Genomic DNA, 25,805 nt, shown 5'->3' with positions numbered 1-25,805 from the left:
GATAACTTACAGTTTATAACTCAACGTTAATTTTGCATTTCGCTCTTCACCAGGCATTCCACCCAAAAACATCGCTTTTGAATAATATACTTCATTAAAGAGGTTATTTAGGTTTAACTGTATGCCCCATTGTTCGGTGTTGTAACTCAGTGCAGCATCATAAACGGTGTAACTCGCTACGTAGCCATCTGGAATACCGAATGATGACGAGTTAGTGCTTCTGTCATCAACATATTTAACACCGACACTAATTTTTAATGGCTCTGTTAGTTCAAACCATTGAGCGCTATAGGTAACCCATGTGCTTGCTGTGACATAGGGAACGCCTTTTTGACGAGTATCAAATGAGCTTGAGTTAGGGTTTTTCTTATCGCGGGCATCTTGATAAACACCGTTAATATTGACTTTCCATTGCTCGTTTAAATACGCATTTAAATCAAGTTCCACACCACGGGTTTGTTCTTCACCATCAAAATAACTTTGTGGTACCGATGCAGGCGATGTAGCTTCATCATAGTCAGGATTTGCATATTCTAAGTTAGTACGTGCGGTATCAAACACGACTAATGAAGCGAGTAATTGATCATCAAAGCCCTTCATCCTAATCCCTAAATCAGTACTGAGCGACTGCGCGTCTTCACGGTCAGCTTCATTTCCTTTTACTGAACCTAGAACACTGTAAGCTGTGCGGCCTTTTGAGTGATTTATAAACAGTGAGATGTCATCACTTGGTTTATAAGTAGCGCCTAAGTTATAGGTTAAACCATTATCGGAGGTGCTGGCTTCTGGTGTTGCAGCTGCAGCGCTTGCACGATAACGGGCGTCTACACCAAAGTGTTCATATTTTTGTGTAATTTCGTTATAGGCAAAACCGACACGGGTGGTAAATGTGTCATGAATATAGGCCACATGTTGTAAACCTACGCCCCATGCTTGAACTTTCTTATTGTAGTTACTGGTTTTAAGTGGGTCGTAATCACTAAATTGACCTTCGCCCCAGTTTGGTGTGCGAATGTCAAAAATATAAGGTAACGATCCTTGGTATGTAGTATCACCGTTTTTATCTTTGAGAATATAGTCTTTATCCCAAATAGAATATTGTGTGAAGCGGACATCACGGTCTTCGTAATTAGCATTAACTAATAGCTCATTATCTATATCACCTAGGCTAAAGTCATAGCGTAAATCAGCAAAGTACTGCCATGATTTTTCGTCCGCTTCAACTTGGCGATATTCTTGGCGACGTGCAGCAAACGGATAGAGCACATCATCAATAACTAATGGGGCGCGTGGGTCTGCATTAATAACACCTCTGCGGTTCCAATACACATAATTGTAAGCGCCGGTTTGACGGGCAAAGCTAGATTCGTAATTACGATATTGCAGTTGTTGGTTTAAAAATAAATCATCCGTAAGGTAATAATTATGCGTTAATTTAAAACGCAGTTCTTCACCTTTATTATCCTTCGCCATTGGGGAAATTATCCCGTTGTGGCCAAATGCATAAGGCGTTAAACCATCTGAACTGGCTAATGAATCAGCGAGTTGTTGGCGTTGTGCTTGGGTTAACTGTAAACCAGCCAATGATTGGTCATTTACTAGATCATCGCCAGTTACCTGACTCGCTGTTTTGCCACCAACCGACTCTGCATTAAAAATACGGATAGGGTGGCCGATAGAGTCAACAGCAATGGCATCTTTTATATAAGCCGCTGAGAGCATGATGTCTTGTTTGTCATCGAGAACATATTTTAGTGAGCTATATATTTCATCACGATCGTCTTTTAAATCACGATAGCCGTCACTGCGTGCTGTTTTAGCGTTTACTCGGTAGGCTAGGTTATCTGTAATTGCATCTGTACTATCAACTGCAAGTGAGTAAGTGTTCCATTGACCAACCTCAGCTTGCACTGAATGCTTTGCTTCAAACTGTGGTTTTTTTTCAATAAGGTTTATAACACCACCGGCACTGCCCATACCATATAAACCCGTGGCTGGACCTTTAAGAACTTCAACGGCCTCAACATTGGTAAGCGAGCGAGTTGGGTTAAAGGTATTGCCTAAACCTGCACCGCCGTACATACCGTCATACGTGTAATTTGCACCTAAGCCACGAATAACCAAGTTATCACCAATACCATAGTTATTACCTGCTTGGGTAACACCGCTGATATTACGCGCTAAGTCTTGAAGGTTATCAACCCCTTGTGAATTTATTAATTCTTGATCCACCACCACAATTGGGGCAGGCGTTTCCATTAGAGACATATTAGATTTTGTTGCTAAGCCGGAATTTAGCACAACATGGTTTTGCTTTTGATAAACAGTGATGTGTTCTAGTTCAGACTCTTGAGCTGATAAAGCATTGAATGAAGTTAAGCACGCGAGCGTAATTAAAGAAAGTTTATGTGTTGTCATACATAGTCGCCATTAAAGTTTTTCGCAATGATAATGTGTTGCATTTGCATTACAAGTAAAAATTAACTTTTATCAAAATTAAATAGGCTGTCTACATTTTTATAACGGCATGTTTTATATATATTTACTTTTTATGAGCAGAGGGGATGAATAGTTTATTACGTGGGGTGAGGGGCCCCACGTTTAAATGAAAATAGCACTTTGGTTTACTTAATGTGTTCGCCGCCTTTCATAATGAACTCAATGTGTTCTAAGTAAGTAATATCATCTAGTGGGTTTCCTTTCACTGCGATTATATCGGCGGCAAAGTTTGGCTTGATCTGACCAAGAGATTGCTCAACCTTTAATAATTTGGCACTGTTAATTGTTGCAGACTGTATCGCCTGTAACTCAGTCATGCCTAATTTTACCATTCGTGAAAACTGTTTTGCATTATCGCCATGCGGGTAAATAGCTGCATCAGTGCCAAACACCATGTTTACACCCGCCTTAACTGCTCGAGAAAAACTGTCGCGTTGTCTTTTAGACACTAAGCGCTCTTTGGCAAGGTTTTCTTCTGCAACACCGTTTTGTTCACCGTAGGTTAGGGTATACTCAGTATTATAAATATCCATTGAAAACCACGTACCATGTTTTTTAGCAAGGGCGATGGCTTCATCATCAACGTAACTTACGTGCTCTACACTGTCTACTCCTGCTACAATAGCGGCCTTAATGCCACTGGTTCCATGTGCGTGTGCTGCAACGGTTAAACCTCGCATATGGGCTTCATCAACAATTGCATTCATTTCATCTTGGCTATATTGTTGAATACCCACTTTTGTGCCTTTAGAAAAAACACCGCCTGTTGCGCAAAATTTTATAGCATTGGCACCGTATTTTATATTTTCGCGTACTTTTGCTCTAACAGCCCAAGGGCCATCAGCAACACCTGTTGCTGTGTACTTTAGTTCTGGTGGTAGCCGATTATTATCACAGTGGCCACCAGTAACACCTAAGGAGGGGCCTGCTGCCCATATTCGTGGTCCTATTATATCGCCTGCGTTTATACCATCTCTAACGGCAATAACACTGTAACCGTCAGCGCCTACATTTCTAACTGAAGTAAAACCAGCATGCAGAGTTTTTTTGGCAAAATAGGCCGCTTTAATTGCTTTGCGTGGAATTGACTGACCAATTCGCTCGCTGCGCGGTACGGTAGGGTCGCTGGTTAAGTGCACATGCATATCCATTAAGCCTGGAAGCAGCGTTAATTCATCAAGCTTAATATGATTATCGCCTGGTTTTAAATTTGGCTGTTTGGCATATTCAACATGAGTAATTACGCCGTCGTCAATGCTTAAAAGAGGTTGATTTTTTAACTGGCCTGTTTGCACGTCTACCATTGCTTTAGCAGTTATATAAGTAGTAGCTTGTGCCATCGGACTACACAATAAAAACGCACTTAAGCTAAGTGTGATTACTTTTATATTTTTCATTATTTTAGTTTTTGCCGCTTGTTAGTACGTTTAATTTAGCAATGCACACCAAACAAGTAAATAAAATGTCAAAGCTAATACAAAGCTTGCCATACAATGTACTCAAACCGCATAATCAACTCTCTCTCATTCAAGGAATAAATTATGAAAAAAGTAAAATTAACCGTGTTAAGCGCTGCTATCGTATTGTCGCTGAGTGCATGCAGTGGTCAAAATAAGGAAAATACTCTCAGTGTTAATAACGAAACACCTCCAAGCACAGAGCAGGTTATGAATGAGAGCAAAAAATTAACCCAGTTATTGACGCACTATTTTGATGATGGGCTAGCGTTTAACCCCATTGGCGGCACATTTATAGGGCGTGCTGAGTACAATAATCAATTTATCGCACCATTGACGCAAAGTAATATCGATGCTCAACGTGACTTTTATAAGTTGTACCAACAAAAATTGAGTAAAATTGATAAGTCAGCTCTACAAGGGCAAGACTTATTAAGCTATGAAATACTTGAACGTGATTTGGCATTAGCGCTACAAAGAGCTCAGTTTCCTATGCACTTAATGCCGATTAACCAAATGGGTGGAGCACATAACACATTTGCTGGCTTTGGCTCAGGTAAAAGCGCACAACCCTTTAATACACCAGAAGATTACATTGCGTTTATAGAACGAGCACACGCATACACTGCGTGGTTGCAAAGTGTTGAAAATATGATGCGACAAGGGATTAAACAAGGGGTTGTATTACCTAAGCCGCTAGCTCAAAAATTACTTCCACAGTTCCAAGTACATATTGTATCAAAAGCAACCGACTCTTTGTTTTGGGGACCAATAAAGAACCTTCCAGAAGACTTTACTCAACAACAACGAGTTGAAATAAGTGCTGCCTATAACACGATGATTTTGCAAACCTTGGTACCTGCCTACCAACAAATGAGCGACTTTTTAACCAATGAGTATATCCCAAATAGCCGCAATTCAATTGGCTATGCAGACTTACCAAATGGTAAATCGTGGTATGAGTATGAAATTAAAAAACACACCACGCTTGAATTAAAGGCTGATGAAATCCACCAAATAGGTTTAGATGAAGTTTCACGTATATTAAATGAGATGAAAAAGGTTAAACAGACGGTGGGATTTGAAGGTGACTTAAGCGCATTTTTTACCCATTTACGTACCTCAGATGAGTTTTATTACGACACTCCTGAGGAGTTAATTGCTGCCTATGAAGCAGTTAAAGTTAAAATAGATGCCCAAGTTCCTTTGTTATTTGATGTTGCCCCGAAGGCTGATTACGTTGTAAAAGCGGTTGAAGATTTTAGAGCCGAGTCAGCGGCGGGGGCATCTTATCAGTCGCCTGCGCCAGATGGATCACGTCCAGGCATTTTTTATATCAATACATTTAACTTAAAAGCGCAGCCTAAATTTCTACTTGAAACGCTATCAATTCATGAAGCGGCACCTGGTCATCACTTTCAAATCGCATTACAGCAAGAAATTGAAGGACTTCCATTATTTCGTAAATTTGGCGGCTATACGGTTTTTGCTGAAGGTTGGGCTTTATACGCTGAAAGCCTAGGTAAGGAAATGGGCTTATTTACAGACCCCTACATGTGGTATGGACGTTTAGCTGATGAGCAGTTACGTGCAATGCGTTTAGTGCTTGATACTGGTTTTCATGCTAAAGGCTGGACTCGCCAGCAAGGTATTGACTATATGTTAGCTAATTCATCGATGGCCAAAAGTGATATTGTCGCAGAGGTCGAGCGTTATATTGCATGGCCTGGTCAAGCATTGTCATATAAGTTAGGACAATTTAAAATTCAAGAGCTTAGGGATTACGCGAAGAATGAATTGGGCAATAAATTTGATATTAAGGCATTCCATACTCAAATTTTAATTGATGGTGCGCTACCGATGCCTATTCTTGAAGCTAAAATAAAACGGTGGGTTTCTCAACAGTAATATACATTATGCGCAAGGCTACTGGCTTTGCGCGATGACGTTGTTTACGGTAAACTGCGCGCTCTTAGGGGCGCTGAGTTTTAACATGTTAGAAAATCAATTTTGGCTTAAGAAATCACTTGAGCAAATGTCATCATCAGAATGGGAAGCCATTTGTGATGGTTGTGGTAAATGCTGTTTGAATACATTTATTGACAGTGAAGATGAAGACGAGTTCACGGCTACGGATCAACTTCGTGAAGGCGAAGAGCTTATTTTTACAAATATAGTATGCCAATACCTAGATAACAATACATGTGGCTGCAGTGAGTACGAAAACCGCCAAACACTTGTACCTTCATGTGTAAAACTCACCAAAGAAAACCTCGACAGTATTTTCTTTATGCCGCAAAGCTGTAGTTACCGGCGTTTACATGAAGGACGTGGTTTGGCTTCATGGCATCCTTTAAACAATAACGGTAGCAAAGAATTGATGCACGAACTGGGTATATCAGTGCGTGATAAGACTGTTAAAGATTGTGATGTAGAGTTGGACGATTTTGATTTATATGTTGCTCAATGGCCAACACAGGACTTTGACTAATGACTCAGTTAGTATCAACAATAGGATTAATTAACCCTAAAAGCCCAACTAACGTTGGTGGTGTATTACGTGCCGCGGGTTGTTATGACGCCAAACAAGTTTTTTTTACTGGCACACGCTATTTAAATGCCCAAAAATTTCACACTGATACAAAAAATGTGGTTGAGCGTATTCCACTGACACCCGTTGATGATCTTAAAAGTGCAATTCCTCCAGGTGCTAAAGTAGTTGTCATCGAGCTAATAGAAGGAGCAACGCCGCTGCCTGAATTTAAGCACCCTGACAATGCGTTTTATGTTTTTGGGCCAGAAGATGGGTCAATTAGCAAAGATGTTCTTAAGTGGTGTGATGAAGTGGTGTATGTACCAACAATTGGATGCATGAATTTGGCCGCAACGTGCAATGTTGTGCTATACGATAGGCTTGCAAAGTTAGGTGGGGTTGAAAGCTCAGATAATACAATTATCCAAAGCCGTGACACAAACAACAAAATGAGCTGGGTAAAGCCACTTATCTAAAATTGAAATGATGCACTGATCACAGGACCATGGGTGAGTGCTTCGTATTCATAATTGTAGTTTTCTACAGTATTACGGCTATCAAACTCCAAATAGCTACTTTTATAAAGTGCGGAGACATCCCACCGCGGCGTTAATTTATAAGTAACTCCAAGCTTAAAAGTACCCGATAACGACTCTTTAAACCCGTAACCGCCAATATTACCTGAAGATGTTAATTCCCAGTTATACCCAATAGGCTGGCTTATCTGATAAGCTAATTTTAAACCTTCTGTCTTATAATTAATCGGCCCAATAAGGCGAGGAATCTTAATTTCATTATACAAATCAACTTGTGGTTTTGAATAAAAGTGATTTAGACCTATCGAGTTTACCCAGTTAGAGGGAGATGATTTGGATGAAGAAATAGATTTAAACAAAGGAGCAAGTGACACTGAGATAAGCGTTTCAGCTTTAACCGCTGCCAATGAATGATTGCTTGCTGATGAAGCAATTAAATTGACCAAATCATTTTGGCTACTAGTTGATTCTATTCCTTTTTCTTGTATTGGCCTTGTACCATTGTGAGCTATATTCATATCAGTCGCATGGTCTAATTTAAGTTCCCAAGATTCACAATACCCATTTAATGAATACAAGCCGAAAAGCATTATAGATATACTCAACACTGTATTGTTCATTCGCTCTCCAATAAGCCAGATTCATTTATGTAAAAAAATAAGTTTTATGTCTAAAAGTTTGAGTCTGTGTATTTTATAGTTTGAAACAATTTGTATCCTAAAATGCATCCAATCCTTAACTTTTGTAATTGAAATTTAACTATAGTCGTTAAAAATGCTGAATGAGAAATACCTATACAAAAATAGCTGTATAAACTTACTAAGCACAGAAATAACCTCGTTATAAAATTGACGACTTTGACTAGCAAAAGTTAGGAGTCTACTTGGAACGTTCCTAATAATAGTTTGTGATCTTCTTGATGCTATGTGTAAAATCAGTAGCAACTTGTTAATGGAGTGAAAACCACGTGAGTGAAATAAATACAAACCAACATTTTGAAACAAATGAGCAGCAGCAAAATAAAAACTATCTGCCAGCTTTAACGGCAATGACCACCCTGTTTTTTTTATGGGGGTTTATAACGGTTTTAAATGATGTGTTAATTCCTCGTTTGAAAGGCGTTTTTGATTTATCTTACACCGAAGCAATGCTTGTGCAGTTTTGTTTTTTTGGTGCATATTTTATTGTTTCTTTACCTGCGGGCTTACTAGTTAAAAACTTTGGCTATAAAAATGGTGTTTTATCGGGTTTAGTGGTTGCTTCAATAGGGTGTTTATTGTTCTACCCTGCGGTTGTAGTGCATGAGTATTGGCTATTCTTAACCGCTTTATTTGTGCTTGCTGGTGGCATTACCGTATTACAAGTTTCGGCAAACCCATATGTTGCGGCGCTTGGCCCTGAAAAAACAGCTTCTTCACGCTTAAACTTAGCTCAAGCATTAAATTCGCTCGGTACAACAGTAGGCCCTTATGTTGGAGGGATTCTTTTCTTTGGCGCTGCGGGCTCTTTAACGGCCGGTGCTGCATCTGCTGAATCGGTTAAAATACCATATTTAATGCTCGCCGCTGCACTACTAACCATTGCTGTTGTATTTGCATTTTTAAAGTTGCCTGAAATAAACGCCCACAAAGAGCAAAAAGACTGTAAGGCGAAAGATCATTCGTTAGCAAAAGCGCCTCACCTTATTATGGGTGTGGTTGGTATATTTTGTTATGTTGGTGGTGAAGTTGCTATTGGTAGCTTTTTAGTTAACTTTTTTGGTGAGGCACATATTGCAGGGTTAGAAGAACATGCAGCTTCAGCACTGATAGCTTATTACTGGGGTGGGGCAATGGTCGGTCGGTTTATCGGCTCTGCTTTAATGCAAAAAGTAGCGCCATCTAAAGTATTGGCCTTTAATGGATTTGCGGTTATAGCATTGTTGCTTATCACTATTTTTACGCAAGGAAATGTTGCTTTGTACAGCGTGCTTGCCATTGGTTTATTTAACTCAATCATGTTTCCAACCATATTCTCTCTGGCGATTGAAGGTTTGGGTTCTCAAACAAGTAAAGGTTCAGGCTGGTTATGTTTGGCTATCGTTGGTGGTGCACTTATCCCTTTACTGCAAGGGTTTGTAGCAGACACTATGAGTATTCAAGATAGTTTCTTTATACCGGCTCTTTGTTATGTATTTATAGCTTGGTATGGTCTTAACGTTGTTAAATTATCAAATAGATGGCAACAACTAGTCAGTAAATAATTTTTTATAAAATACATCCGTTTTTTAAAATGCACTTGCCTTGGCAAGTGCATTTTTATTTATTGTACTTATACCCAAGCTACGAGTGTCGTTTAAATTAAAAGCGGCTTAGGCAAGGCATTGACCGATACAATAGTGGTTCTATTGCCAAAACTAATAACGCAGTAGGCATCGTTTTTAAACCAACCCTGTGAAATGCGCAATTTTGTATCTTGAGCTGGTTTGGTTACATATAAAGTTAAATGTTGTCACAGCACAATTAATAGCATTACCAATCAGCTAAACCTGTTATATAAAATTATTGAATACGTATTCACTACAAAAGCAATGAAAAATAATAGGATCGTTCCAATAGCAGCCTTACATGATTAATTTATAATTTTAACTACACTGTAATGACAATATATAAATGATATTGTTAATTATCTGGCAGCTTAGCTTTATCTAATAAGCTTTATACTTCATATTTAGTAAATTACAGTTAGTACTAAATGCTTATTTTTGTTGTTAATAGTGTGACAAATAGCGATTAAATGAGACAAATTAACTGTTATTTGTTAAAACTAAGGTGCTAATTAAGAAAAATAAATAGGCTCCCTATGCAAAGCTCCTTAAAGTTTACAACCAAAGTTACTATTGCAGCATCAATCGTTTTAGTGTTGGTGCTTGGTTTGTTTACTATCAATAATTTTATTTCAATGCGGACCCAAACCCAACAGCAGCTATCAGCAGTGCTGCAAGAAAGCTCTCAATCTGTGTCACAAAATATTGCTAATTGGCTTAATAATAAATTGGCAATTGTTGTTTCCGTTGCCAAAACTCACCAGCAAACTGACTCTGAAGCTTTAACGTTGAGCCAACTTAATACCGCAGAAATGGCGGGTAGCTTTAAAAATACTTATATAGGCAAGCCAGATGGTACATTTGTGCTAAACGATCAAACTATTGTTCTCCCTGCAGATTACGATGCCACAAAGCGGCCTTGGTATAAATTAGTCGAAAATAAAACGAACACTGCTTTTACCACTCCTTATATCGACGTTACGACTAATGAGCTCACAATATCGGCAGTGGCACCGATTACCATAAATGGTTCATTCAATGGTGTAGCAGGTGCCGATATTGATATGAAAACAATCACTAAAATTGTAAACGAGATTGATTTTTTAGGGTTTGGTTATGGCTTTCTACTTGATAGTAATGGACGAATTTTAAGTCACCCAAATACTAAATTGAACGATCAAAACATGGATAAATTGTTTGCCAAAAATCTTCCCTTGGAATCTCAATTTGTTGAAGTTGAAATTAATGGCGATGACTTTCTAGTTTCCTTTACCAAAATTAAAGGAATTGAAAATGTTAATTGGTATCTTGGTGTTGTAATTAACAAAGAGATTGCTTATTCCTCTGTTGCATCATTTCGTAATATGGCCGCTATATACATGGTTTTAGGTGTGTTTGCGATTGTTCTTATGATGCAATATTCACTGCGTTATTTAATGCGCCCAATGGGCAGACTAAATGACGCTATTAAAGATATTGCGCAAGGTGAGGGTGACTTAACACGCCGCTTAGAAATAGAAAACGATGATGAATTTGGTGAGCTATCGGCCTATTTCAATGCGTTTATTGATAAAATTCATACTTCAATTGATCAAGTTAAAACCACAACAGTGCAACTAGAACGCTCAGTCGAAAGCCTTGTAGAGCAAACAGAATCAACCTTGAATATGTATAGCGACCAAACTAAGCGAACGGATAGCGTTGCAACTGCAATCAACCAACTTTCATCCAGTGCAGTTGAGATATCTAATAGTGCAAGCCATGCATCTAGCCTTGCTACTGATGCAAATGCACAATCGGTGCAAAGCCAAAAATCGTTAAACGAAAATATAGCGGCAATTAACTCGCTGTCTACTAATATGGAGAAAGCTCAAACAACCATCAACAGTGTTGCCAAACACTCTGCTAGTATTGAACAGGTGCTTGAAGTCATTAAAGGGGTGAGTGAACAAACCAATTTACTGGCATTAAATGCGGCAATAGAAGCAGCTCGAGCAGGAGAAGCGGGCCGTGGTTTTGCTGTTGTTGCGGATGAAGTGAGACAGCTTGCTCATCGGACGCAGCAATCGACAAAAGAAATTGAAGACACGGTTGTGCAGTTACAAAAAGGGTCAGAAAGTGCTGTAAATGTTATGAAAGCGAGTTTACTCGAAAGTGATAACAGCGTAAAACAAGCTCATGTTGCTGGCGACAAAATGGCAGACGTTACTAAAGCAATTGAATCAATCGATAATGTTAATCACAGTGTTGCCAATGCGACCACAGAGCAAAACCATGTAATTCAATCCTTAGATAGTGATATTCATACAATTAGTGAGTTATCGCAGCAGGGTCAAGTTAACTTAAACAATACGTTGGAAGAGTGTACGCGTTTGAAGTTGGAGTTTGATGATCTAGAAAAAATGGTTCTTCGTTTTAAAGTATAATTATATAAGAATAATAATTCGTTAATGCCAAAATTTGAAAATAAATCAAGTTGGTTAAGTTTAATCAACATTGAAAACGTTTACAGCGCGGAAAATCAACGCCGCGCTTTTACTTTTTTCACCATGATATTCGTAGCTTTGATTCTAATCACAACGTTAGTTGTTTCAAATTACGACGTCTATCCAATATTTTTAACCGTTACCCTCATAGTGTCTGACATTAGCTTATTGTTGTTTGCTTTTTATTTTTATAGAACAGGGCGCTTCAACACTATTGCAGTAATAGTGCTAACCATTATATGTATTTTATGTTTGGCGCTGGTTTATACTGGAGGAAAAGAAAGCACTGCGCTTTATTGGGTAATGTTTTACCCCGTTGTGGCATTTTCTACACTAGGGTATCGGCTAGGATTTGTCCTTGTATCACTTTTATTATTTTTCACCAGCTTATTACTTTATGGGCCAAGTGTTGGTCAAGTTGAATACCCTGTGACCGAGAAGGGTCGGTTTACTGCTGCGTTCTCACTTGTGTTTCTTTTTAGCTTGATTGGCGAGTACTTCAGAAATAAGAGCCACTTAGAGATAGCAGATATGACTTTGTCGCAAAAAAAAGATGCTCATACCGATCAATTAACCGGCTTAGCTAATAGACGTTTCATATTGAGTCACTTCTTGCCACTTACTAGCGCTAACCCTGCTAAATATTTACCGTTAAGTATATTATTAATCGATTTAGACCACTTTAAAGTTATTAATGACACCTATGGCCATAATACTGGTGATAAAGTGTTAGTTGATTTTGCTACTTTACTTGAAGATCATTTAAGAGTTCACGATATTAAAGTACGTTATGGTGGCGAAGAGTTCATGGTCATTTTACCTGATACTGCACTTTCAACAGCAGCAACGATAGCTGATACTTTATTAGAGCAAGTCGATAAAAAAGCCTTTATTTATGAAAACATAAAAATTGATCTTACATGTAGCATCGGTATTTCAGAGGTTACACAGATAACACAATTTAATGAAGGTATTAAGCTTGCCGATGACAGGCTCTATAATGCTAAAAATAGTGGCCGCAATCGTGTTGTTTACTCAGGGAGTAATTTTTTATAGTGTCTAACAAAGCAAAGCTTATCTATATTTATGATCCTATGTGCAGTTGGTGTTGGGGATATGCACCTGCCTGGCATGAACTAAAGCAAGCCCTTGATGGTATTGTAACTATTGAATACCGTGTTGGTGGCTTGGCCGTTGATAGTTCAGCGCCAATGCCTGAGCACATGCAGCATATGTTACAAAATACTTGGCATACAATAGGCAACAAACTTGGTACCAAATTTAACTTTGACTTTTGGCACACGTGTCAGCCTAGACGTTCAACTTATCCAGCATGCAGAGCCGCTTTGCTGGCTCGAAAAGTTAATAAAGAAGCACAAATGCTTGAAGCGATACAACATGCTTATTACCTTCAAGCACGTAACCCCTCAAACAATAATGTGTTAGCAGAGCTTGCCCAAGAATTAGGGATAGCAACGAAAGAGGATTTCGAACAGCAGTTAACCTCACCCAATTTAGATAAAGAGCTAATGACAGAGATAGCACGTGTCAGAACATGGCCTATACAAGGTTTTCCTTCATTAGTTTTAATTGCTCACGGCAGCATATATCCTATCTCTATAGATTATATTCATTGGCAACTTACCTACAGTACAATTGAGAACATTGTTAGCAAGTTATGATGCGGCTTTATAAATAGTCTCTAACGCAGCATTAATGCTAAGCAGGCGCTGTCGTTTGGTAGCGATTTACGCTTTGTTGTCGCCATGGGTGGCTCTCTAACTTAAATGAAATTTAATCCGGCAAGTTCATCATACCCTATTTAGATGCTGTTAATTATTTATGCTTAGTTGCCTGTCATAATATTTGTTTTCTATTGCTCACACTGTAATTCTTAAATTCATATCAATTTCAATGACTTATAATTTAAGCATCACGCTAGTTGTATTATTTGTTACGGCTGTAACAAAAAAGACTTTTTCAAGCAACACTCTTGTCATCTTTAATCTCTAAACTTTCGCTCATTAAAACAAACCAATAGTAATTAACGAGTAAGGTGTATGCGATGATAGGCGTTAAACCATTGATTCTTGCAGGTATTGTAGCAGCAACTGCCACAGTACAAGCTAATGAGCTTAATACGGTAATTGACAAAAGTAGTGAAATTAATAAATCAGCTGCGCAATCACAAACAAAAATAGACAAGATTGCAGACTCTATGCAAGGTCGTCTTCAGCAATTTACAGCACTAAACAAAGAGATTGATGGCTTGGCTGTATACAACGCACAGCTAACCAAGCAATTAAATAATCAGATCACAGAAATGGAAGACTTAAATGCTTCTATGGATAAAGTATCTGTGATTGAACGTCAAATTACGCCATTGATGATCCGAATGATTACGGGTCTTGAACAATTTGTATCGCTTGATGTGCCTTTCTTAAAAGAAGAGCGTGCAAAACGAATTGCATCGCTTAAAAGCATGATGGACCGTGCTGATATCAATTCAAGCGAGAAATTTCGCCGCCTTTTAGAAGCTTACCAGGTTGAAGTAGATTACGGTCGCACAATTGAGGCTTACACAGCATTACTTAGTGTAGAAGGCCAAGAGCGCGAAGTTGATTTTTTGCGCATTGGTCGTTTAGAGCTTATCTATTTGACGCGTGATGGTAAAAAAGCTGGAAGCTGGGATCAGCAAACAAAGTCATTTGTTGTGCTACCAGATTCAACAATTAGCCAAATCAGTAAAGGCTTACGCATTGCTCGTAAGCAACTTGCCCCAGATATGTTAACACTACCAGTACACGCGGCTGAATAAGAGGTTTTTGACGATGAAATTACTTACTAAAATGACAAAAATGGCCGCACTTGTAACTGGCTTAGGCTTTGCTGCAAGCAGCATGGCTGCAGAACCAATGGATTTAGATGCGTTATTAAAAACCTTAGAACAGGGTAAATCAGCGCAATCTGCACAAAATCAGCAACGTGAACAAGAATTCAAATCACGTCAAAACGAACAAGTACAAATGCTTCAAGACACGCAGGCCAAGCGCAATCAAATGCTTGCACAGTCTGAGCGCCTTGAAACCCAGTTTGAAGAAAATGAAGTTAAACTTGCTAATTTAACAGACACTTTATCAAACCGTATGGGTTCACTAAAAGAACTGTTTGGTGTACTGCAGCAAGTGGCAGGGGACTCAAGCAATAAGTTTATGACCTCAGTTGTATCTGCCCAAATTCAAGATCGCAGCAAATTTATGGATGAACTTGCGGTTAAGATGGGTTCAACCTCAAACCTTGCTTCAATCGAAGATATTGAACAAGTGTGGTACGAGCTACAACGTGAAATGACAGAGCAAGGTAAAGTTTCTCGCTTTACGACAGACGTTATCGTAGAAGGCGGTGCTAAAGCTCAACAAGAAGTTGTTCGAGTGGGTGCATTTAACCTTATTTCTAACGGTAAATACTTAGAATACAACGCAGCTACAAATACAATTAGCCAACTTACACGTCAACCAGTATCGCGTTTTACAGCGACTGCTGAAGATTTACAGAGTGCGGATTCAGGTGTTGTGCAATTTGCACTTGACCCTACAGGTGGTTCAATTCTTGGTTTATTAGTTCAAGCGCCTGATACTGAGGAGCGAGTTCATCAAGGCGGTACTGTCGGTTATGTAATTTTAGGTGTGGGTGTTATTGCGCTACTAATTGCTATAGAGCGTTTCTTATCGCTGATGCTGATTGGCGGCAAAGTTCGTCGACAACTTAAAGATAACGTGGCGCGTGATGACAACCCACTGGGTCGTGTAATGAAAGTAAAAGACCAATACCCTGATGTTGCTCATGACACTTTAGAACTTAAGTTAAGCGAAGCGATTTTACGCGAAATGCCTAAAATCACCCGTAACTTAACGCTTATCAAGATTATCTCAGTGGTCGCACCGCTACTGGGTTTACTTGGTACAGTAACCGGTATGATCAATACCTTCCAAGCAATAACGTTGTTTGGTACAGGTGACCCGAAACTAATGGCGGGCGGTATTTCACAAGCACTTGTAACAACAGTACTGGGTCTTGTTGTGGCAATTCCAACCGTATTTTTATACACCTTGCTTAATACACGCGCTAAAAACATCTTGTTAATTATCCAAGAGCAAAGCGCAGGTATCATCGCCGAACGTAGCGAGAAGGGAGCATAAACCATGGTGCAGTTGATTGACTCAATCAATGCTATCCGTGATTTTCTCGACACTGGTGGCCAAGTTCTCTTGGTCATCGGAGTGTTAATCTTCGCGATGTGGTTATTGATACTCGAGCGATTTATATTTTTCTTTCAAGGTTACAAACAATACAAACGCGATGTAAAAGCCACTTGGCGTAGCCGAGATGAGCGTAATAGTTGGAATGCAGAGCAAATTCGTCAGGCGATGATCTCACGCGCAGGTATGCAGCTTAATACTAACTTAGCGTTAATTAATGTGATGGTTGCGCTATGCCCGCTGCTTGGCTTACTTGGCACAGTAACAGGCATGATTGAAGTGTTTGATGTAATGGCAGTGACAGGCACAGGCAGTGCTCGTTCAATGGCATCGGGTGTATCTAAAGCAACTATCCCAACAATGGCGGGAATGGTTGGTGCGCTCTCTGGTGTATTTGCCTCTACATTTTTACAACGCCGTGCGAAACGTGAAGTCGAGTTACTTGAAGATAATATGGTTTTAGACCACTAATAAAAATTTTTGTAAAGCAGCCAAGCGCTGCTTTACCAAGGAGTAAAAAATGAGAGCCCCATTAGGTAATTTATTACAAGAAGACGAAGCAGAAGAAATTAACATGACGCCAATGCTAGACGTTGTTTTTATCATGCTTATCTTCTTCATTGTAACAGCTTCATTTGTTAAAGAAGCGGGTATTGATGTGAATCGCCCTGAAGCGGCAACCGCGGTTAAAAAAGAACGTGCGAACATCTTAGTTGCTATCTCTGATACGGGTGAAATTTGGATTAATAAACGTAAAGTAGATGAGCGTGCTGTACAAGCCAATATCGAACGTTTAAAAGCAGAAAACCCACAGGGTAGTGTGGTTATTCAAGCAGATAAAAAAGCCACCACTGAAGTATTAATTAAAGTGATGGATGCATCACGTGCAGCTGGCGCTTTCGATGTTTCAATTGCTGCGCAAGAAGCGTAATAAGGAACTGATATGTTGCGATATTTAGTTGCATTAGTAATTGCAGGTATTGTTACTTTTTTACTGTTTTTAGGCATGCAAGCGTTGATAACGGGTGGTGAAGGCGCTATGAGCGAGCCTGCAAAAGGCAATGTACTTGATTTTGTTCGTTTGAAAAAAGAAGAAACAGTGCAAAAGAAAGAGCGTAAACCACAAAAGCCGCCAAAGCCGAAAGAGCCGCCTCCGCCAATGGATTCACCGCAAATGCAAAACAGTGATCCTAACGCAAGTGCATCTAACTTTGATTTTGGAGCCAATGTAGAAGCTGACGTAAACCTAGCTGGGGGTTTAGCTCTTGAATCCAGTGATGGCGAATATTTACCAATTGTAAAGGTGGCGCCTGTTTACCCTAGAAGAGCGCTCTCAAGAGGAATCGAAGGGTACGTCATTGTAGAATTTATAGTGACTAAACAAGGCACGGTACGCGACCCACAAGTTGTTAAAGCTGAGCCCGAGTCACTATTTGACCGAGCTGCGATGGATGCGGCACTTAAATTTAAATACAAACCACGCGTAGTAAACGGAGAAGCCGTTGAAGTTGCGGGTGTACAGAACAAAATCTCATTCCAAATAAACGGATAGAGTAGCGAGGCGATTATGAAACCATTAAAAATTGCACTGATTTGTGCCACTGCATTCACCACCAGCGTAGCGTTGCCGACAGTTGTTAGCTTTATACCTGGCGTAAACATCGCGACAGCCTATGCGACAGAGCAAAAGACTAAGCGTGTACCAGCACTGCGTGAAAAAGTATACAGCCAACTTGCACGTGCGCAAAAGCTTGCGGATGACGGCGATGCTAAAGCCGGGTTAGAAGCGCTTGATAGCATAAAAGAACGTGCATCAAGCATGAATGACTATGAAATAGCTATGATGCATAACTTTTATGGTTTTATTTATTACAACGAGAACGATTTAGCAAAAGCGATTGCATCATTTGAGAACGTTGTTAATGCTGAGGCTATTCCTGAAACATTACGTCTAAGTACGACTTTCAGTTTAGCGCAGTTGGCAATGGCAAATGGTGATTACAACAAGGTTATCTCATTCTTAGATGATTGGGATGAAATTAACACCAAGCCAAAAACCGATGCTTATTATGTGTTAAAGGCCCAAGCTTTTTATCAAATGAAAGACTACAGCAAAGGCATTAACAGCATCAATCAAGCAATTGCGCAAGCTGACAGTGAAGGCAAAGAACCTAAAGAAAACTGGTTAGTTTTACAGCGTGCTATGTACTACTCGCTAAATAAACCGCAAAGTGTAGTTGATGTGCTTGAGCGAATGGTTAAACTTTATAATAAGCCTGAATACTGGGTGCAGTTAGGCGGTATGTATGGTGAAACAGGGGCTGAGAAAAAACAGTTGGCTGTTTTAGAAGCAGCATACCAGCAGGGCTTTTTAACCTCTAAGTCTGCGTTAACTCAGCTTTCACAAGTGTATATGTATAATGGGCTTTCTTATAAAGCAGCCGATGTGATGCAGCAAGCTATGGCGTCGGGTGTAGTTGAAAAAACGGCTAAAAATTATGCTTTTATCGCTGAGGCAATGGTACAAGCGAAAGAAGATGAAAAATCAGCACAATTTTTCGCAAAAGCTGCTGACTTATCAACTCATGGCAAGTATGACCAGCGATTAGCTGAAGTGCTAATAAATACGCAGCATTACAACAAAGCGGCTGATGCTGCCCGTGCTGCACTGGATAAAGGCGGTTTAGATTTTGAATCAAATGCGTACGTTGCATTGGGTATGGCGCAGTATAATTTAAAGAATTTTGATGCGTCTATATTAGCGTTTGAACAAGCTGAAAAGCACAAAAAATCACAACGTTTAGCGACACAGTGGATCAAGTACGTTAAAAACGAAAAAGTCCATGCAGAGACACTTCGCACCGCTTTACTTTAAGTAATCGCATACGCGTTTACTGAGCAATTTATAATCGCAACACCAAAGCCGCCTTCGGGCGGCTTTTTTCATTTCTATAAGCCTAAGTTATTGTAATAAAATGACTTAGATTGTCATTTTATGTTTATTAAAGTGTAACTCGTTTGTCATATAGCTTAAGTATCTTAAGCCTTAGTTTTTAAAGCGTTAACAATAATCGAAATTCAACGGAGTATTACAATGAAACTATCTGACTTATTCAAGGTCAGCCTACTTGCTTCTGCAGTAACATTAGCAGCTTGTGGCGGCGATATTGACATCACACCAACAGTAAACGACAACAGCACTACTACTGATAATAGTACTAATAACTCAAACAACTCTACTACTGATGGTGGTTCAACTGATGACTTTGAATGTGCCAGCTATGAGTCAGATGCTGGTACTGTAAAAGGTGTTTTTGATGGTAAAGATTGTACTTACAATGATTCTTTTGCTAGTAAATCTATAGAAATTACAAGTAACATCACCTTTGAAGAAATTCCAGACGGTGGTGTTCACTTATTTGCTGAAGCACTTTTAATTGGTAAAGATGGCGATACAACGACTGGTTTTACAGTACCTGAAAATGGACCTACTTTAACAGTAGAGCCAGGCGCAACACTTGCCTTTCAATCAGGTGAAGCAATAATCCGTATTGCCCGCGGTGCTAAAATTCAAGCAAATGGAACAGAAGCTAAACCTATTACATTTACATCTGCAAACGCTTTTGACCGTTTTGATAGTACTGGTAATGGCGCTCGCTATGCTGATTGGGGTGGCATCATCATTAACGGTAACGGTATCACAGACCAATGTACTGATGCAGAACGCGCAGCGAGTACGTGTAACGTACCATCTGAAGGTATTACAAGCTACTTTGGTGGTAATGATAATGCTGATTCTAGTGGTAGTATTAAATGGGCTAAAATTTGGTACGCTGGCTCAGGTCCTAAAGTTGGTGGCCCTGGTGATGACCTTAACTCTCTAACGCTTAATGCTGTTGGTTCAGGTTCTGCATTCGATTACTTACATATTCACCAAGGTTTTGATGATGGGATCGAGTTCTTTGGTGGTGCAGCGACAATTAAACATATTGTGGTTACTGATACACAAGATGACTCATTTGATTTTGATGCAGGGTGGCAAGGTAAAGGACAGTTCTTATTTGTCCAGCACGGCACTGTAACTTTAGCTGATGGCACTATTGCAAATATGGGTAATAATGGTTTTGAGTCAGATGGTGTTAAAGGTGAGTCTTCTGCTGAAGTTGGGCCAACTAATCCAACTTTAGCAAATATCACAGTTATCACGACTGATGCTAAATCAGTACGTGATGATGACCCTTCACAAGCTTATAAATTTGACGATGAATTTAATGCAAGTATCTACAATTCTCTATTAGTAAAGAAAAATGCTGTTGAAACCGCGTGTATTGAAATTTCTTCTGATGGTGAAAAACAAGCTGATAAAATTATGTTCAACAACTCAGTTATGGCTTGTTCATCGAACTTTGCTGAAACAGATACATTTGCAGCAGGTCCTCTGGCTGGTCAAACTAAAGCATCTTGGTTTGAAAATAGTGCAAGCAGTGAAATCTTAACAGATGATGTTGCAGTATTCGCTGAAAATGGCTTTGCTACTAACACAGCCTCAACGGATGTAACAATCTCTGCAAATGATTTAACTTCGCTTGAAGATAGCTTTTTCGACACTGTTGATTACATCGGTGCAGTATCTGATACAGATACTAGCTCTAGCTGGTACAAATGGGTTGAAACTGCATTAGCAGCAGCTGCTCAAGACTAATACCTGCTCATTTAGAGTTATGAAATGTAGGCGCCTTAATGCTTATTTAAAAGCAATTGGCGCCTGTTTTTTATCAAACTGATTAGGATGTAAATCATGTCAAAACAATATAGGCTGAGTAAACTGTCACTCGCAATTGGCCTTGGATTGTTTGTCCACACTAGTAATGTAACCGCTGCCGACGAACAACTCGAAAATAACGAAATTGAAGAAGTTGTTGCTGTTGGTACACGCCTTCAAGGTAGCGCAGCAGCTGTTGTTGAAGAGCGTAAAAATCAAGCGTTTGTTGCAGATATACTAGGTGCTGAACAACTTTCAAGAACCGGCGATAGTGATGCTGCATCTGCTCTTCGTCGTGTTACTGGCTTAACATTAGTAGATGGTAAATTTATATATGTGCGTGGTTTAGGCGAACGCTATTCAAGTGCTCGCTTAAATGGTGCATATGTTCCCAGCCCAGATTTAACCAGAAATGTATTGCCATTAGACATATTCCCAGCGAGTATAATAGAAAGTATGGCGGTACAAAAAGCCTACTCGCCAGATATGCCAGCGGCTTTTGGTGGTGGTAATATAGATATTCGTACCAAGTCAATACCATCTGAGTTTACTGCTGGTGTTGAGCTAGGTGTAGGTTATAACACTTCTGCAAATGATGGTTATAAATATTCAGGCTCAGACAGTGGTATACCGCAAGCATTAAAAGATGCAATAGTACAATATCACGGTAATTTTAGTGTTAGTAACATTGTTAGTAGAGACCTTCTTGTTGATGGTGAACAAGGTACTCGCGCCGATCAAGCTACTGCTATTAACAGTCAGTTACTTAAATCTTTACCGCGTAATTATGCATTAAAAGAAGATTCAATTGATCCTGAGTATGGCGTCAAAGCACATTTAGGTAATAGCTTTGAAGAGTCTTATTTTGGTGGCAAAATAGGCTTTTTGCTCTCTGGTGCTTATGTAAACGAATGGGACTCTAGCACACAGCTCTCATCTGTAATTACACAAGATCAAGAAGATTTAGAAAGCTGTTCAACCACTTTAAGCACACCTGAAAATGTTGCTAATTCTTGCTACAATACGTTAAAAAACTCTACGGTTACTACTGAAAATGAACGTTACAATTTAACCGGTAGCGTTGGTTATTCATATAAAACTCATAGCATCTCAGCAAAGCATTTATATATTGTAGATAATGAAGATGAAACTGAAGTTTCAATTTCTCAAAGCCCTGCGGGCAGTTCTACATTTAGTATTGCTGGAAATGGTATAGCTAATCGTGATCATGAGTTTAACCTTGAACAAAGAGAGTTAAATATTAGCCAATTCTTAGGCCAACATACTTTCCTTGATTACTGGGGGGTAGGCTTTGACTGGCAATATACACGCTCTGAAGCAACAACCGATATTCCAACTAATGCAAACTATAAGTTCAGAGATCAATATGACGATGAAGGTAATTACGTCAGTTCAACAATAACTGGTGATGATAACCGTGTAATTATGTCTTATACAGACATGGAAGAGCACGTAACTTCATATGGTGGTAATTTTAATCTACCACTTACTTTTGACTCTATGGATGTAGAATTTAAAGTTGGCTATGATTTTTCAGACAGAGCGCGTGTTTATAATACATCAAGCTTTACTGTAAATAATAGTTCAGGTTCGCCAATATCTATTAACGATGGAACAAATGATCCTCTTGCAAATAGTGGTTATTTATCAGATGAGTTTATTGATAATAACGGTGTACTCGTTGACTTTAATGAGCCAACAGCACCTGATGCGGATGATTATATTGCTGCACAAAAAATAGATGCAGGGTATGGTTCCTTTGATGTTATCTATGATCAATGGCTACGGGTTAGTGGTGGTGTACGCTATGAACAGTTTCGTCAAACATCCGTGGGGACTTCAAGTTTAATTTTTGATGGTGATGATTTACAAAATATTTGGTCAGCTGAGAATATTGAAGACGGGACTATCTTAGAAGATGATTGGTACCCGGCACTGTCTCTAACCTATTTAGGTGGCGAAAACTATCAAGTACGTGCTGGCTATGGTGAGACGGTTGTTAGACCAGATTTCCGTGAAGTTGTGCCTGTTACTTACTTTGATCCGCTTACAGATATTCGTACCTTTGGTCGTGTAGGGCTTAAAAGTAGCCCGATTAAAAACTATGACTTACGTTATGAATATTATGGTCAAGCAGGCAACTCATTTAGTGTGGCTGCATTCTACAAAGATATTCAAGCGCCAATTGAAACTGTATTAAGAGTCGGTGATGATGACTATTCAGCTAGCTTTATTAATGGCGAAACCGCTGAAGTCTATGGTGTTGAAGCTGAGTGGTTACAAGATCTTACTATGGTAACAGAGGGGCTATTCACAAGTGGTAATATTACACTAAGTGATTCTGAAGCTTCGATTGATCCTGCATTAGCTGGTAATTTAACTAACCCTAAAAAGCGTATGACAGGTCACTCAGAATATGTTGTTAATATGCAACTTAACTATGATTCTCCAGATGGCATTCATAGTGCTTCATTAGTTTACAATGTATTTGGGGAGCGCATACTCGCTGCCGGTGTCGCTGGGCGTGATGATGCCTATGAGCAACCATTTAACTCATTAGATTTAGTTTATACTTGGTACCCAGATTTTAACTCTAAAGTTAAGTTCAAAGTACAAAACTTACTTGGTGAAGATAAAGAAGTTACTCAGTCAGATATCATAGTTCGTTCACGTGATGAAGGCACTGAATTAAGTCTTAGTTACTCTTACGAGTTCTAAAACATAGCCTTGGTAGGCGAATATAATAACCTAACTCCATTGCCCTACATCTGTAGGGCTTTTTTTTTCCCCACTGTTTGCTATTCTTAATTGACGCTTACTGGATATAAAATCTCTTACTTATGAGGATATTAATGTGCATACGGTCAGTAAAATTAAACGTAATAAAAAACAATTACAACTCGATGAATCACATCAACAGTGGCCTAGCATTAAAGATAAAAAAACCTATAAACGACAGCTAAAACACTGGCAAACTAAACTTTTGCATGTACAACAAGCGTATTTTCATCAAGGCCGTCGCGCTATTATTGTTTTAGAGGGGTGGGACGCAGCTGGTAAAGGCGGTGCAATCAGGCGTTTAACTCAGCGTTTAGACCCCAGAGGATTTAGCGTTTATCCAATAGCTGCGCCAACGCCTCAGGAACAAGGAAAACATTACCTCTATCGCTTTATGACTAAGCTACCAGCTACAGGAAGTATTGCCATCTTTGACCGTTCATATTATGGGCGTGTTTTAGTTGAGCGTGTGGAAGGATTTGCGAGTGACGAACAATGGCAGCGCGCATATCAAGAGATTAACGAATTCGAACGCTTATTAATAGATGACGATGTACGTATTGTTAAGTTGTTTTTAAATATTAGTAGTGATGAGCAACACAAACGCTTTGAAGGTCGTTTACAAGACCCTTATAAACGCTGGAAATTAACTAGTGAAGATATTCGTAATCGCGAAAAAAGATGTGAATACGTCACTGCCATAAACGAAATGTTTGCTAATACCGACACTATTGCAGCCCCGTGGCATGTTATTGCTGCACATTACAAATGGTATGCTCGCATAGAGGTGTTAAAAACTGTGGTTAAGCAATTACGCAAAGGAATAGATATTACACCGCCTAGTTTAGATCCCAATTTAGAGGATATAAACATAGATTAAATCCATGACTGACTTTTCAATATGAAATATTTTTATGTTCTATGACTATTGCTGGTTTTGCATTTACTGCGATGCTAGATTGAAGCGGCTAAAAATTGAATCTCACGCAATGAATTTTAATTTTTAACGTATTAGGTATTTCTTATGACTCAAACAGTGGAACAAACAATGAAAAAAGTAGGATTAGTCGGTTGGCGGGGCATGGTTGGCTCAGTGTTATTAGAACGTATGCAGCAAGAAAAGGATTTTGCCAATATTGACACCACTTTTTTTACAACCTCACAAGCAGGTCAATTAGGGCCTGACATAGCCGGCGCTGCGAAGCCTTTACTTGATGCTACTAGCATTGAAGAACTTGCTAAAATGGACATTGTAATTACGTGCCAAGGCGGTGATTACACTAAAGCAGTCTACCCACAACTTAGAGAGTCAGGTTGGAACGGCTATTGGATTGATGCAGCTTCAGCTCTGCGCATGAGCGACGATAGCATCATTGTGCTCGACCCAGTTAATAAAGACGTAATCGAGCAAGGCCTTGAACAGGGTGTTAAAACCTACGTAGGTGGTAACTGCACGGTTTCATTAATGTTACTTGCTTTAGGAGGTTTGTTTGAGCAAGACTTGATCGAATGGGTGAGCCCTATGACTTACCAAGCGGCGTCAGGTGCAGGGGCTCGCAACATGAAAGAGCTCATTGCTCAAATGGGCTCTATTCACGCCAGTGTTGCTGATAAACTTGCCGATCCGCAAGCTGCCATTTTAGAAATTGATAAGCTGGTAACTGAGCAAATTGCTTCAAGCGATTTACCACAAGATCAATTTGGTGTGCCATTAGCGGGTAGCTTAATTCCGTGGATTGACGTGCCAATGCCATCTGGACAATCAAAAGAAGAGTGGAAAGCGCAAGTTGAAGCCAATAAGATTTTAGGTTCATCAAAGCAACCAATACCTGTAGATGGTTTATGTGTTCGTATTGGTGCGATGCGTTGTCATTCACAAGCAATGACTATTAAATTGCGTGAAGACATCAGCGTTGAAAAAGTAGAACAGATCTTAGCCTCTCATAATGAGTGGGTTAAAGTGATACCTAACGAGCGTGATATTACTGCCACCGATTTAACACCCGTTAAAGTAACTGGCACGCTTGATATTCCTATTGGTCGCATCCGTAAATTATCGATGGGGCCTGAGTATATCAGTGCGTTCACTGTAGGTGACCAATTACTGTGGGGTGCGGCAGAGCCTTTACGCCGTATGCTACAAATTGTTGTTGCTAAAGACGGTTAAAT

20 protein-coding genes are annotated in these 25,805 nt (G+C 39.5%); 17 read left to right on the top strand and 3 right to left on the bottom strand.

Annotated features, from left to right (window positions below):
• Window positions 1-6: 6 nt before the first annotated feature.
• Entirely contained in the window at window positions 7-2,418 is a 2,412-nt protein-coding gene (locus tag CSC79_RS01745) for a TonB-dependent receptor (RefSeq protein ID WP_099293332.1), read from the bottom strand.
• A gap of 206 nt (window positions 2,419-2,624) precedes the next feature.
• Complete coding sequence (locus CSC79_RS01740; RefSeq protein WP_099293331.1) at window positions 2,625-3,896, bottom strand: amidohydrolase family protein; 1,272 nt, start codon at window positions 3,894-3,896, stop codon at window positions 2,625-2,627.
• Window positions 3,897-4,040: 144 nt separating this feature from the next.
• Here CSC79_RS01740 and CSC79_RS01735 point away from each other — a divergent pair, with 144 nt between their 5' ends.
• From CSC79_RS01735 to CSC79_RS01725, 3 genes are all read left to right on the top strand, one after another.
• Window positions 4,041-5,864 carry a DUF885 domain-containing protein gene (locus CSC79_RS01735; protein WP_099293330.1) on the top strand — a complete coding sequence of 608 codons (1,824 nt, stop codon included), beginning with the start codon at window positions 4,041-4,043 and terminating at the stop codon, window positions 5,862-5,864.
• An 85-nt stretch (window positions 5,865-5,949) separates the two neighbouring features.
• Window positions 5,950-6,447, top strand: a complete 498-nt coding sequence (locus tag CSC79_RS01730) for a YcgN family cysteine cluster protein (RefSeq protein WP_099293582.1) — start codon at window positions 5,950-5,952, stop codon at window positions 6,445-6,447.
• A complete protein-coding gene (locus CSC79_RS01725) occupies window positions 6,447-6,965 on the top strand; it encodes an RNA methyltransferase (protein ID WP_099293329.1) in 519 nt (172 codons plus the stop codon). Before CSC79_RS01730 ends, CSC79_RS01725 begins: the two co-directional genes overlap by 1 nt.
• On the opposite strand, the gene CSC79_RS01720 is transcribed toward CSC79_RS01725, so the two are convergent.
• Window positions 6,962-7,645 (bottom strand): hypothetical protein, encoded by a 684-nt coding sequence (locus CSC79_RS01720; protein WP_099293328.1) that lies wholly within the window; start codon window positions 7,643-7,645, stop codon window positions 6,962-6,964. The two genes, CSC79_RS01725 and CSC79_RS01720, sit on opposite strands and share 4 nt — an antisense overlap.
• Before the next feature lie 347 nt (window positions 7,646-7,992).
• On the opposite strand from CSC79_RS01720, the gene CSC79_RS01715 reads away from it, so the two are divergent.
• The 14 genes from CSC79_RS01715 (at window position 7,993) to asd (ending at window position 25,803) form a co-directional block, all read left to right on the top strand.
• Window positions 7,993-9,267 carry a sugar MFS transporter gene (locus tag CSC79_RS01715; protein ID WP_099293326.1) on the top strand — a complete coding sequence of 425 codons (1,275 nt, stop codon included), beginning with the start codon at window positions 7,993-7,995 and terminating at the stop codon, window positions 9,265-9,267.
• 599 nt (window positions 9,268-9,866) lie between these two features.
• Entirely contained in the window at window positions 9,867-11,756 is a 1,890-nt protein-coding gene (locus tag CSC79_RS01710) for a methyl-accepting chemotaxis protein (protein WP_099293324.1), read from the top strand.
• A gap of 24 nt (window positions 11,757-11,780) precedes the next feature.
• Window positions 11,781-12,872, top strand: a complete 1,092-nt coding sequence (locus CSC79_RS01705) for a diguanylate cyclase (protein WP_099293322.1) — start codon at window positions 11,781-11,783, stop codon at window positions 12,870-12,872.
• A 38-nt stretch (window positions 12,873-12,910) separates the two neighbouring features.
• A complete protein-coding gene (locus CSC79_RS01700) occupies window positions 12,911-13,498 on the top strand; it encodes a DsbA family protein (protein WP_099293580.1) in 588 nt (195 codons plus the stop codon).
• A gap of 383 nt (window positions 13,499-13,881) precedes the next feature.
• Window positions 13,882-14,634: a DUF3450 domain-containing protein gene (locus CSC79_RS01695; protein ID WP_099293320.1), complete on the top strand. Its 753-nt coding sequence runs from the start codon at window positions 13,882-13,884 to the stop codon at window positions 14,632-14,634.
• Between the two features lie 13 nt (window positions 14,635-14,647).
• Complete coding sequence (locus CSC79_RS01690) at window positions 14,648-16,015, top strand: MotA/TolQ/ExbB proton channel family protein (RefSeq protein WP_099293318.1); 1,368 nt, start codon at window positions 14,648-14,650, stop codon at window positions 16,013-16,015.
• A gap of 3 nt (window positions 16,016-16,018) precedes the next feature.
• On the top strand, window positions 16,019-16,546 hold the full coding sequence (locus CSC79_RS01685) for a MotA/TolQ/ExbB proton channel family protein (RefSeq protein WP_099293316.1): 528 nt from the start codon (window positions 16,019-16,021) through the stop codon (window positions 16,544-16,546).
• Window positions 16,547-16,595: 49 nt separating this feature from the next.
• Window positions 16,596-17,006: a biopolymer transporter ExbD gene (locus tag CSC79_RS01680; RefSeq protein WP_058559390.1), complete on the top strand. Its 411-nt coding sequence runs from the start codon at window positions 16,596-16,598 to the stop codon at window positions 17,004-17,006.
• A gap of 15 nt (window positions 17,007-17,021) precedes the next feature.
• A complete protein-coding gene (locus CSC79_RS01675) occupies window positions 17,022-17,627 on the top strand; it encodes an energy transducer TonB (protein ID WP_180270374.1) in 606 nt (201 codons plus the stop codon).
• Window positions 17,628-17,642: 15 nt separating this feature from the next.
• Window positions 17,643-18,950, top strand: a complete 1,308-nt coding sequence (locus CSC79_RS01670) for a hypothetical protein (RefSeq protein ID WP_099293312.1) — start codon at window positions 17,643-17,645, stop codon at window positions 18,948-18,950.
• A 219-nt stretch (window positions 18,951-19,169) separates the two neighbouring features.
• Entirely contained in the window at window positions 19,170-20,777 is a 1,608-nt protein-coding gene (locus CSC79_RS01665; protein ID WP_099293310.1) for a hypothetical protein, read from the top strand.
• Between the two features lie 96 nt (window positions 20,778-20,873).
• A complete protein-coding gene (locus CSC79_RS01660; protein WP_099293308.1) occupies window positions 20,874-23,576 on the top strand; it encodes a TonB-dependent receptor in 2,703 nt (900 codons plus the stop codon).
• A 154-nt stretch (window positions 23,577-23,730) separates the two neighbouring features.
• Window positions 23,731-24,516, top strand: a complete 786-nt coding sequence (locus CSC79_RS01655; protein ID WP_237113943.1) for a polyphosphate kinase — start codon at window positions 23,731-23,733, stop codon at window positions 24,514-24,516.
• Window positions 24,517-24,660: 144 nt separating this feature from the next.
• Window positions 24,661-25,803, top strand: a complete 1,143-nt coding sequence (gene asd / locus CSC79_RS01650) for an aspartate-semialdehyde dehydrogenase (RefSeq protein WP_099293304.1) — start codon at window positions 24,661-24,663, stop codon at window positions 25,801-25,803.
• Window positions 25,804-25,805 lie beyond the last annotated feature (2 nt).

The sequence above is a fragment of the Pseudoalteromonas sp. 3D05 genome, from assembly GCF_002723455.1.
Lineage (GTDB): Bacteria > Pseudomonadota > Gammaproteobacteria > Enterobacterales > Alteromonadaceae > Pseudoalteromonas.
This window is presented reverse-complemented; position numbering and strand designations above follow the sequence as displayed.